This is a genomic window from uncultured Clostridium sp. (genome assembly GCF_947072515.1).
GTDB lineage: Bacteria > Bacillota > Clostridia > Clostridiales > Clostridiaceae > Clostridium.
Map to the genome: position 1 here is coordinate 58,869 of NZ_CAMTIG010000016.1, position 12,966 is coordinate 71,834.

At 27.2% G+C, this 12,966-nt stretch carries 9 protein-coding genes and 1 riboswitch; all 9 genes read right to left on the reverse strand.

Features of this window, described 5'->3' with window-relative positions; genetic code table 11:
- Nucleotides 1-54: 54 nt before the first annotated feature.
- The gene (locus tag Q0W06_RS08100; RefSeq protein ID WP_297633663.1) at nt 55-2,931 is read right to left on the reverse strand and encodes a DEAD/DEAH box helicase; all 2,877 of its coding nucleotides are present in this window, start codon (nt 2,929-2,931) and stop codon (nt 55-57) included.
- Between the two features lie 16 nt (nt 2,932-2,947).
- Complete coding sequence (locus Q0W06_RS08105; protein WP_297633665.1) at nt 2,948-3,751, reverse strand: HAD family hydrolase; 804 nt, start codon at nt 3,749-3,751, stop codon at nt 2,948-2,950.
- Between the two features lie 133 nt (nt 3,752-3,884).
- Complete coding sequence (locus Q0W06_RS08110) at nt 3,885-6,395, reverse strand: cation-translocating P-type ATPase (RefSeq protein WP_297633667.1); 2,511 nt, start codon at nt 6,393-6,395, stop codon at nt 3,885-3,887.
- Nucleotides 6,396-6,523: 128 nt separating this feature from the next.
- A riboswitch (NiCo riboswitch) is annotated at nt 6,524-6,619 on the reverse strand.
- Nucleotides 6,620-6,824: 205 nt separating this feature from the next.
- Nucleotides 6,825-7,649 carry an HAD family hydrolase gene (locus tag Q0W06_RS08115; RefSeq protein ID WP_297633670.1) on the reverse strand — a complete coding sequence of 275 codons (825 nt, stop codon included), beginning with the start codon at nt 7,647-7,649 and terminating at the stop codon, nt 6,825-6,827.
- A gap of 129 nt (nt 7,650-7,778) precedes the next feature.
- Nucleotides 7,779-8,885 carry an alpha/beta hydrolase gene (locus Q0W06_RS08120; RefSeq protein ID WP_297633672.1) on the reverse strand — a complete coding sequence of 369 codons (1,107 nt, stop codon included), beginning with the start codon at nt 8,883-8,885 and terminating at the stop codon, nt 7,779-7,781.
- A 19-nt stretch (nt 8,886-8,904) separates the two neighbouring features.
- Nucleotides 8,905-9,810, reverse strand: coding sequence for an ROK family protein (locus tag Q0W06_RS08125; protein ID WP_366516762.1), 906 nt, complete (start codon nt 9,808-9,810; stop codon nt 8,905-8,907).
- Between the two features lie 63 nt (nt 9,811-9,873).
- Entirely contained in the window at nt 9,874-10,755 is an 882-nt protein-coding gene (locus tag Q0W06_RS08130) for an AraC family transcriptional regulator (protein WP_297633676.1), read from the reverse strand.
- A 91-nt stretch (nt 10,756-10,846) separates the two neighbouring features.
- Nucleotides 10,847-11,875, reverse strand: a complete 1,029-nt coding sequence (gene namA / locus Q0W06_RS08135) for an NADPH dehydrogenase NamA (protein WP_297633678.1) — start codon at nt 11,873-11,875, stop codon at nt 10,847-10,849.
- 161 nt (nt 11,876-12,036) lie between these two features.
- Nucleotides 12,037-12,753: an HAD family hydrolase gene (locus Q0W06_RS08140; protein WP_297633680.1), complete on the reverse strand. Its 717-nt coding sequence runs from the start codon at nt 12,751-12,753 to the stop codon at nt 12,037-12,039.
- Nucleotides 12,754-12,966 lie beyond the last annotated feature (213 nt).

Genomic DNA, 12,966 nt, shown 5'->3' on the forward strand with positions numbered 1-12,966 from the left:
ATTTTTTTATTCAGCTATTAAATTCTCTACTTTTTTTCATTCATCTTTTCCTTCCTATATCTTAAGTTCATTATAAATTTTAACTGGCACTTTATTTCTAAGTTTTAAATGGACTATTATAGGTTTTTCTCCTTCATAGTAAACAGTATCTGCCATCCCCATATAAATATAAGGCTCAATAACTCCATCTATCTCTCTATACTTTCTTATAAATAAATGCATATTAATATTATATTTTTTATTATTAATAAGTTCTTGTCCTGCTTGTGAATCTATTGTTGTTGTATTTCGACTTTCCCATATAAAAGTTTCTCTATCTATAAAAATATTTTTATGTTTCATACTGGCCTTCATATCCTCTTCTTTTTCCATTCCAACAAACATATACCATTCATTTCCATTAGTTTTAAGGCCGCCCATACCATATCCACTAAATTTCTTTTTAGCATTAGACATTCTAACTACATCATCTCTACTATATTGACTATATAGTTTTAAAAATGGCATTCCATAATTTTCAGCTTCAAACTCTCTCTCATAAGTTAAAAGTCCATAATTTATGCAATCATCTATATATAATCTAAATTTTTCTTCCTCTATAACATCCTTAATCTCGTCTGCTAATTCTATCTCTTTTCCATTCTTAATAAAATTAAAATTACTTTCTTTTTTACTATGATAATCCCCTCTTAAACATTCAATAGTATATTCAAAAGTTTCTTTATCTAACTCTTTAATATATTTCTCTATTTCCTCTTTTAACTCTTCTCTTGTAGCTTTTTTATTTTTTATTAAGTATCTTAATATAATAAACTCATAGGGTCTTTTCAAAGGTAATTTAGCTGTTATATCTTTTAAAACTAATTTAAATTTTTCATTTTTCAAAAGTTTAACATCCTCAAAGGTTCCTTCTACTTTTTCTAAAAATCCAAGATAACTTTTACTCGGCGTAGCTCTTATAAATTTAATTGGATTTACCCCACCTTCATAAGCAAAGTATGTGGTCAATAAATTCACAACATTCCCACCTGTAATTTTTTTAAATTCATTATACTCTTCTTTTAAATACTTCATTGTAGTAAAGTTTTCTCTATCTATTTGTTCTAATATTCTTTCCTTTGCTATTTCATCCATTTGAATATTAGTACAACCAGGTATATTTAAAAAGTCTGTCCTTATAGATGTTTTTAAACTTTCTTTATCATAATAATTCCCACCATTTAAAGCTATTGCTATTTGAAAAGCTTTATTATAATTTCCTATAAAATCTAAAACCGTTAAGAATTCTTTATCTTTATATTTTCTAAGCCCTCTTCCAAGTTGCTGTATAAAAATTATTGATGAATTTGTAGGTCTAAGCATTAAAGCTAAATTTATTCCTGGAATGTCTATTCCTTCATTAAATAAATCTACAGTAAAAATAACTTCTAACTCATCACTCTCATTCTCTAATCTTTCTACAGATTTTCTTCTTTCCTCCATAGAGCTTTTTCCAGTTAAATAAGTACTTCTTATTCCTCTTTTATTAAATTCTTCTGCCATATATATTGCATGATCTATATTTGCACAAAATCCAACACACTTTCTCTTATCTCCATCAAACCCATAAAAGCCCATCTTTCCAATTATAAAATCTACTCTTTCATTTATTTGAAGAAGTTTTGAAACCTTTGCTGTATCATTAATATTTATTCCTGTATAATCTACTAAATCTATATCTGTTATTCCAAAGTAATGAAAAGGCACTACTAGATTCTTTTCTAAGGCTTCATTTAATCTTACTTCTAATGCAATGTTATCATTGAATATAGAAAATATCTCTAACCCTTCTGTTCTTTCAGGAGTTGCAGTCATTCCAAGTAAAAACTTAGGTTTAAAATACTCTATAACTTTTTTATAACTTTCTGATGCACTATGATGGGCTTCATCAATTATAATATAATCAAAATAGTCTTTTTCAAATTCTTCATAATAACTAGACATACTTTGTATAGTTGCAAAAATATAATCTTTATCTCGCTCCTTCATATTCCCTGTAAATAATCCAAAGTCTTTATCTTTAATTACTTTACTATAATCCATCATAGCTTTTCTAAGAATATCTTCTCTATGTACAATAAAAAGCATCTTCTTAGGTTTTAAATGTTTTACATCAAAAGCAGACATAAAAGTCTTTCCCGTCCCTGTAGCTGCTATTACAAGACTCTTATCCTCTCCACTTTCTCTTAATCTATTTAAATTTTCTATTGCTTTTACTTGCATAGAGTTTGGTCTTATCTTCTCATATTTTAAAATCATATTTCTTGTAGATTCTTGCACATTAGCTTTTTTTATTTCTTTTAAAAATTCTTCATAATCATTTATAAATTCTTCAGTTACATAACATGATTCATCTAATAATCTATTATATGCTTTCATAATATCATCTAAAAATACATTATCCTTTTTAGTTATTACTCTAACATTCCATTCCTCATTACTTTTCAATGCACTTTGAGTTAAATTTGATGAACCAATATATATTTTAAATTCTTCTTCATATTCAAATATATATGCCTTGGTATGAAATCCCCTCAGTCTCTCATCTGTTATAAATATTTTTAAATCTATATTAGAGAACTCTCTTAATTTCTTTAAAGCATTTGCACCAGTAAAATTTAAGTAAGTGGATGTTATTATTTTTCCCTGTATCCCCTTACTTTCCATCTCTTTTAAATTATCTAAAATCAGTTGTAGTCCTGAAAAATTTATAAATGCTATACTAAAATAAAAACTCTTACAATTTTTAAAAGCCTCTTTTAACTCTAAAAGAAAATTAGTCTCTTCCCCATTAGTTATAAGTTTATTTTCTATAAAACTCTCTTTATCATCTATTATCTTATCTTTTATATTTTCTAATTCTTTTAAATCTAATTCTGTTTGAATATACATATGTGTCCTTTCTTTTTTAATTATGCACTAAATTCTTTTGTAAAAATTCTATAATATAAGTAATTGGATCATTATTATTGTTTGTTCCTACATATTTTGCTTCTTTTAATAGTTCTTTATTAGCATTTTCCATAACAAATCCAAAATCTGCTCCAAGTATCATTTCTCTATCATTTAAATCATCACCAACAGTAACTAATTTATAATCTTCCATTCCTTCAACTTTCATAGCTTCTCTTATTCCCGTTAGCTTAGATACTCCATCAGGTAAAACTTCTAAAAAGCATTTTCCACTTCTAATTGCTCGTCCCACTCCATACTTTGAAAAATTCTTTTCCACTTCATCTATATATTCTTTATCACCAGTTAACAGTATTTTATTCCAGTTTCTCTCTATAAAATCTTCTGGTACATTAAATTCTACTGTACAAGGCTTTAATGCAGGTCTATCTGTAAGTTCTGTTTCCTTTACTATATACACTATTTCATCAGCATAAACTTCTATTCCTACATTAAGCTTGTCCTCTAAAATTTTATTAAGAACTTCTTTTTTTTCTCTACTTAAAGTTCTTTCACTTAAAGATTTTTCATTTCTATAATCAAAAACTTTTCCTCCATTATAGACTATAACAGGAAAATTTATAGTTATTTTTTCTACATATTCTCTTGCAGAATCTACTATTCTACCTGTTGCAATAGTAAACTTGCCTCCATTTTTTTCAAAAAACTCTATACTTTCCATATCTTTTTTAGATATTTCCTTTTTGTCATTTAAAAGACTTCCATCCATATCTGTTACTAATAATATTCCTTCAAACATATCTATTCACTTTCCTCTCTTTATTTAGTTTCTCTACCTTCTATTATACTTTTTAAAAGTAAATACTCAAATGAACTCCCTTCATTTGAGTATTTATTAAAATATATTTCATATCTCTCTTTTATTTATTTTCTTAATTATTCTTCTTCATTTTATTTTTTATCCATTTAACTACTTCATACCACATGATTGAAATTATTGAAATTCCTATCACTAATACTATCTGCTCAAAATTTAATGCTGTTAAATTTAATATTTTAGATAAAGGAGTATATAATATTAATCCTAACCCTAAGATACTTCCAATAATTACACTCCACATAACCTTATCTTTTTTAAGCTTCTTAAAGCTCTTATATGCATATTCTTCATTTGAACTATTTACTTGAACTAGTAAAAGGTTTGAAACTATTATTATAGAAAGGCCCATTGAACGTGCAATAGCAGTTTCTACTCCACTATTTAACATCATATAATAAGTTCCAAAAGACGCTATAAATAATACTATCCCTTGAATAATACTCTTTATTAATGTTTTAGAGGTTAATATATTTTCTTTAGGATTCCTAGGATTCCTCTTCATAATATCATCTTCTGCTGGTCCTCTTTCCAAAACTATAGAACAAGTTGGATCTATAACAAGTTCTAATAAAACTACATGAATAGGCAATAATAAAAGCGCACTTGAACCAATGTGTAAAAGCGGACCTAAAAGAGATGCAAAAGCTATAGGTATATGAATAGTAAATACATATCCAATGGCTTTTCTTATATTATCATAAATTCTTCTTCCATCTTCTATAGTTTGAACTATAGTTGAAAAATTATCATCTAATAATATTAAATCAGCAGCTTCCTTAGAAACCTCCGAACCTCTTTTTCCCATTGCTATTCCTATATCTGCATACTTTAAAGCTGGAGCATCGTTTACTCCATCCCCTGTCATGGCAACTACTTCTCCACTTTCTTTAAATGCTTTTATTATTCTCATCTTATGTGCTGGAATTACTCTTGAAAATATATTTACAGTTTTTATCTTTTCTCCTAATTCCTCATCGCTCATTTTATTTAACATATCTCCTGTAATGATACAGTCTACACACTTTAATCCAATTTGGTTTCCTATAGCTTTAGCTGTTACTCCATTATCTCCCGTAATCATAACTACTCTAATCCCTGCTTTTATGCAGTTTTCAATATCTTTCTTAACACTTTCTCTAGGTGGATCTTGAAGACCTATAAGCCCTAAAAATTCTAAACTATAATCTTCTATTTCTTTCTTTATTTCATCTTTTTCTTTTATTTTAAAAGTTCCTACTCCTATTACCCTTAAACCTTGTTCCGCCATTTTATTTCCTTTAATAGTTATCTCTTCTTTCTCTTCTATAGATAAATTACAAAGCTCTAAAATTTTCTCTAGAGATCCTTTAACTGATAGTACAGTTTCTTTTTCTCTTTCCCAAACTTGTCCCATTATCTTCTTTTCATTAGTAAATGGGTATTCATAAAGAAGGTTTCCTTTAAACAATTCCTCTTCTTTAATACCATTTTTAATACAATACTGAATCATAGCTTTTTCCATAGGATCAAAAGGATTTTTTAGGCATGCTCTTCCCATATTAACTAAAAGATTTTCTCTTTCTTTTTTAGTCCATGTATCCCACACTTTCATTTTATTCATGGTTATTGTCCCTGTTTTATCTACACATAAAACTGAAACTGCTCCTAAAGTTTCTACAGATGGTAACTTTCTTACTAAAGAACTCTTTTTAGCAAGTCTCCATGCTCCCATAGATAAAAATACAGTTAATATAACTGGAAACTCTTCTGGAATCATAGCCATTGCAAGCGTTATTCCGGATAAGATACTTTCTATAATCCTATTTTTAAAATCTAATTCATTTAAATTAAAATAGGTAACTACACAAACTAATATAAATAATACTAATGCAATATATGCACATATTTTTACTAACTTTCCTGTTTGCTTTTGTAGCGGTGTTTTTCCCTCCGGTGCTTCTACAATATTTACGCCTATCTTTCCATATTCAGTTTCTCCACCAATCTTTTCAACTCTTACAAATCCCTTTCCTTGAGTTACTAAAGTTCCTGCATAAACATAATTCTTTTTAAAATACTCTCCGCCATCCTCTTCTGAGCTTTTCCAAACCCCTTCTGCTTCTCCTGTTAAAGATGATTCATCTATACAAAGTCCATTTACCTCTATAATAAATCCATCCACTGGAATTTTTACTCCTTCCTCAATAATCATTAAATCCTTTGGAACTAAATCCTCACTATTTATTCTTATTTCCTCGCCATCTCTAATTACCTTAATTGTAGGTGCTGATAATTCTTTTAATGCCTTTAATGTCTTGTCTGTCTTCCATTCTTGGAATATATCTATTCCAATTATAGCTATTACGAATATAAGCATTATTACTCCATCTCTAGGCTCACCTAAAATAAAATAAATTGTTGCTGCTACTAATAGTAATAAAAACATAGGCTCTTTTATAACTTCTATTATTTTAGTAAAAAAGTTTTCTTTTTTCTCTGGAATTAAAATGTTCTTTCCAAACTTCTCCTGTTGACTATAAACTTCCTCCTTTGTTAACCCTTTAAAATTTTCTTTCTTTGTCATAAAACTTACCCTCCATTTACTTCTTAATCTTTAAGAAAATTCTTGTTAGCTCTATGGCAATGCAATAAACTTCTAAATTTATGTTATTGTTCTTTTAGGCAAAATAAAAAACACCTGTAGAACAATAATACTGTCCCACAGGTGCTATGTAACCCTGTTGCCAAGAAAGGCCCGACTCCCATAAATTAAACTAATAATTTATTGGTCTGATCAGTTTGTACTGTAGATTTATATGCAGTGCAAATAGATTATAAAATCATTATATTAATTTATTTAAATAGTGTTACTTTTATTACAATTTTTTATCCATTGTTCTAAACTTTTTCTGTACAAAAAAAGAAGTGCCTTAAAACACTTCTTTTTTTATTAGACTATTAAATTATTCTCTTTATCTAAAAATCTCTAATAGCTTGTCCGTAATCATATTTTTTAATTATGAACTAAGTCCTTTTGTAATCCTTCAATTACATAAGTTAATGGATTATTATCATTAGTAGTTCCCATACGAGAGCTTTCTATAGTTTCTGCTTCTTTTAATAAATTCTTATTAGCATTTGCCATAACTACTCCAATATCTGCACCTTGTATCATTTCAAGGTCATTCATATCATCACCTACAGCAACTAACTTATAATCCTCTATACCTTCTTCTTTCATCATAGTTCTTATTCCATTTAACTTTGATGTTCCAAGTGGTAATATTTCTAAGAATATCTTTCCTGTTCTTGTAGCCGCTCCTACTCCATAATTTAAAAAGTCTTTTTCAAGCTTGTCTATAAATTCTGGTTGTCCTGATAAAAGAACCTTACTCCACTCCATTTCCATTAAGTTATCTGGAATATCAAAAATCTTTGTACAAGGCTTAATTGCTCCTCTATCGGAAAACTCATTAAGCTTTATCATATAAATTTCTTCATTAACATAAACTTCTAATCCAACTGGTAATTCGTCTTCTATTATTTTGTTTATAACTTCTTTTCTTTCTCTACTTAAAAAATATTCTTTAATAACTTTATTTTCTCTGTAATCAAATATTTTACTTCCACAGTAAGTTGCTACTGGAAAATTAATTCCGATCTCTTCTATATAAGGTCTTGCTGACTCAACAATTCTTCCTGTAGCTATAGTAAATATTCCACCATTCTCTTCAAAATACTTTATACTTTGTATATCTTTTTTTGATATCTTCTTTTCATCATCTAAAAATGTTCCATCCATATCTGTTACTAAAAGTATTCCTTCAAATAATTTCATTTTTCTAGCCTTCTTTCCATAATTATTTCATTATTATTTTAAAATAATAATAAGAACTACTTATGAATAATCCTAAACTATTTTTAAAATCTTATATAAAATAAGAGATGCGTTAGCATCCCTCTATTCTTATCTCTTATTTTCTTTTATAAATTTAATCATTTCATAGGCACAATCTTCACTTTGTGGATATACTCCTACATTATCTCCATATGCGTGTCCTAGTCCTTTATATAAAACAGTCTTTACTTTAACATTAGCTTTTTTAAGCTTTTTACCATAGGCTAAACATTCTAACTTTAAATAATCATGCTCTCCAACTGTTATAAATGTTGGTGGCATTCCTTCTAATTCCATTCCATATGGTGATAAATACTTATTATTTATATCCTCTGTTCCAAGAGTTTTTCCTAGCATTTCTGTTAATTCTCCAAAGGATTGTAATGACATTTTCATTCCAACTTCTATTTTTGGAGTAAACTGAAATTCATCTATACTCCATTTAAAAAATTCATCTTCAATATTTGCCATATTTACTGTTGGATAAAGTAATAATTGACCCTTTACCATATCTAATCCATCTTCTTTATCTCTTGTAGTACAATATTGAGTTAAATTTCCTCCTGCACTATCACCAGCTACAAATATATTATTTTTATCTCCTTTTAGCATTTCTGCATTTTCATATATCCATTTTAAAACTGTATAACAGTCTTCATGTCCTGTTGGATATGGATTTTCTGGACATAAACGATAATCTACTGAAACAGCTATCATATCTGATTTTTCCACTATAAGTTTTACAAGTTCTTCTACTACATCAGGTGAACCTGCAAAAAATCCTCCTCCATGAATATAATAAAGGATATCTGCATTATCTCTTGTTTTTTCTAATTTATAAATACGAATAGGTATTTTATAGCCATCTTTCGCTTCTACTTCTTTATTTATAATCTGAATATTTTCTTCAACCATAGGATTGCTTTTTATTCCATTAAAGGCAGCTCTTAATTCAGTAATTGATCCAGGTTGTTGTGGCATTTCTATCTCTCCACTTGCAACTAAGTTCATCATATCTAGCTGTGGTTTCATATCTAAATATAAACGTGGATCTATAGCTCCTTTCACATCACAATCTGGTAAGTTTTTAACTAAAACTTCTAATCCTTCCATATCCACTACTTCTTGTTTTTCAATTATTTTATTTAATAATTCTTCTGAATACTTTCTTCCCATCTTTAAATACCTCTCTCTTTTAATTTTCAAAATGAAGATAATAATTATATAAAGCTCCTATTAAATTAGAGTCATTGAAATATTTACATGTATCTATTTTTGCTTGTGGCATTTTAAACATCTTCATCTCTTTATATATTTCATCTAAATTTTCTTTTATTTTTTCTAATAAAATTTTTTGTTTAGATATTCCTCCACCAATCAATATTTTTTCTGGATCTAAAATACATTGCAAATTAAATATTTGTATCCCTATTGTTTTAGCAAATCCATTAAATACCTTTAATGTTTCTTCATCATTTTTTTCAATTAAATTAAATACCTCATACCCATCTAATTCATCCTCATTTATTCCTTTTACTTCAGCTACTTTTTTTATTAATGCTGATGTACTTCCTTGCATTGCAAAAACGTTATCAAAATTTGCTTCATTATTACTTCCCATAATAAATGAAAATTCACCTGCGAAGAAATTCTTTCCCTTATGAATCTTTTTATCTTTAATTATTCCTCCACCAATTCCTGTTCCAATTATCATTACTATTCCATCATTACATTCTTTTAAATTTCCCATCCAAGCTTCTGCTAATGCAGCACTCTTTCCATCGTTTTCAACTGAAATAGGTAAATCTATATGTTTATTCAATTCTTCTATTATATTTATGCCCTCATTATAAGCTAATGATCCTGGTGTATACACTTGTCCTGTTTCTGAATCTATATTTCCTGGCATACTTATAGCAATGCCTGTTACTTCATCTTTAAAAGTTCCATAAATCTTTTTAATCGTTTTCACTAAATTTTCTAAAGTATCTAATGGTGTTTTTTCTTTACCTTTTTCTAAAATTTCTGCCTCTCTATTCATTACTGCATATTTTATAAAAGTTCCCCCAATATCTAATACTAACTTCTTCAAATATACCACCTTCCCTTTTTTCAATTACATTACCATACTTAAATTCTATCATTTTCCATATAATCTTTGGTGTTATTTTTTGTCTTTCTTTATGCCATTTTTTGATTCTTTCAATGCTTGTCTATATTTATTAGGTGTTGCATCATATGTTTCTCTAAAAATATCTGTAAAAGATCTAGCGTTAGAAAACCCATGTCTACTTGCTATTATTTGAATATTATCTGAAGTATTTATTATATCTTTATATGCTTTATATAATCTAAAGTTATCTAAATAACTTTTAAAATTCACTCCAAACCACTCATGAAATTTTCTCGAAAAATATTCTTTATTCATATAAAAATTTTTAGCTATAAAATCTAAAGATAAACTTTGATTATAATTTTCATGAATATACGTTAAAATTTCTCTCTGTCTTTCTCTATATATAAAATATTTTTCAGCTTTATTATTTAAATTTTCTTCAATACAACTAGATACTAACAGATATAATATTTCATATATATATCCATTTATCTTTAAATAATCTAACTCCTGTGGATTTAAATAATATTCTTTTAAATCTAGAAAAATTTCTTTTAATCTATCTTTATTTATTCCTTCTTTATTTATATCAAATCGTATATTATCTATATTGGGATATTTTCTTTTTACAAACTCGTAAGAAATAATTAAAACCACTCCACAAGTAACTGTATTCTTTTCTTTTTTAAATTCATGTACATCACCACTATTTACAAAATTAAATTCATTTTCTCCAACTACAACAGATTTTCCATTTATTCTTCCTTTTAATTCACCTTTTGTAATAAATGTTAACTCAATACTTCTATGCCAATGAGGCGCTATATATTCACTTTTATTTACATCAGTAGTAGTTTCTTCTCCAAAATATACTATAAATGCTGGTATATTATTATTTAAGTTTATTTTTTCATATTCTTCTCTTCTCATAATAACCTCTTTTTTATAACTTTATTTTAATTCAAAAATAGCTAGAATCAGATTAAAATCCTAGCTATTTTCAATTTTATATATTTTCTATTTATATCCCTCTAGCATATGCTTCTGGTAAATAATCTAATTCTATATTTCTTTTTTTAGCTTCATTAAATACCCAATATGGATCTCTTAATAAAACTCTTGCAAGAAATACTAAGTCTGCTCTTCCATTCTCTATTATTTCAGTTCCTTGATCTCCTGTAGTTATAAGACCTCCTGCCATAACTGGAATATCACATACTTCTTTTATATATTCTGCATCTTTTACTTGATATCCTGGATATGCATTTATAACTGCATCAGAAACAACAGCTCCTGTGCTTACATTTATTAAATCGATACCTTCCATCTTTAAGATACTTACTATATTAGCCATTTCAACTTTAGTATTTCCACCTTCTACATAATCATTTGAAGATACTCTAAAGAAAATAGCTTTATCTGCAGGCCAAACCTCTTTAATAGCTCTTATTACTTCTACTGCAAATCTAGCTCTATTCTCTGGAATTCCACCATATTCATCAGTTCTTTTATTTGATAATGGTGATAAAAATTCTGAAATTAAATATCCATGAGCTCCATGAATTTCTATAAAATCAAATCCTGCTTCTAAAGCTCTTCTAGCACCTTCTCTAAATGCAACTATAACTTCCTCTATTTCTTTTTTAGTCATTTCCATTGGTGTTTTATATTCATCACTAAATCTAATTTCTGATGGTGCTATAATTTCTTCAGCTGAAACTCCACACTTTCTACCTGCATGACCTAATTGTATTCCTGCATATGCACCATACTTTTTAATTCCTTCAGTTAGTTTTTTTAATCCTGCAATATGAGTATCATCCCATATTCCTAAATCTCTATCACTTATTCTTCCTCTACTTTCAACTGCTGTAGCTTCAAGAATAATTGCAGAAACTCCTCCAAGAGCTCTATTTGTATAGTGAATATAATGAAAATCTGTAACTACTCCATCATTTTCTGCCATATACATGCACATAGGTGCCATAACTATTCTATTTTTTAAATCTAAATTCTTTATTTTAAAACTTTTAAATATTCCTTTACTCATAACCTACCTCCAAAACTAAAATTTTCTTTTATTATAGCATTTAATTTAAATAAAAAAGCTTAATTCCGAGTTATTTAATACACTTTTAATCATTTTAAATTTATATTACTCTTCTTATTATTTTTCCTTTTAAAAAATTTCATTCATTATCAAATTCTAATCTATAAAAGAATTTCTTTTTCTAGCTTTTTAAAATCTATCTCCATTAATATATGATTACTTTTTAATTCACCTTGAATTTCTGGTGATAAATTTGAGTGTAGATATGCAGTATTTAATCCTACATTATTTCCACCATAAATATCTGCCATATAATCATTGCCTATCATAATACTTTCTTCAACATTCAATTTATACTTTTGGATTAATGCTTTATAAAATTCACTTTCTGGCTTACAAACATTATAATCAGATGATAAAAATATATCATCAAAATAATCATAAATTCCTAAAAATTTAATTTCATATAAAGTAAATATTTTTTGTGCATTTGATAAAACATATAGTTTTTTTCCTTTAGCTTTTAGCTTTTCTAAAAATTCAACTACACCATCATAAAGCTTCAATTTATTTATAGATAGTACTCTAAATATTTGAGCAGTATCATCTATTAATTGTTTAGATGTTTCAATGTTTTTATCCTCATACAATTCATTAAAAATTATTCTTAAATCAAAATCTGGATATTCTATACCTATAAACTCTTTTCTTATTCTTTTTACTTTTTCTAAATAACATTTTTTAATTTCCTTATCTGTATATGTTGCTCCTTTATAACTATAAAATAATGCTAATTTCTCCCACAATTCATTTTTATCTTCATCTGTATTAATATCTACTAATGTTCCATAGATATCAAAAATATAATTTTTATACATTGAATCCCCTCCACACTATTTTTCTAAAATATATAGAAACTTAAAATCCCTTTTAATTAAAATACTCTTCTTTTATTGAAAATATTTTATATTACCCCTTTTACATATAAATTTTCCTTAAAGATAAAACAGAATAGCAAGTTTAGCTATTCTGTTTTATCTCAGAGTGTCGACAAAGTCGACACTCTTTCTTTTTTACTATAAAATAGATTT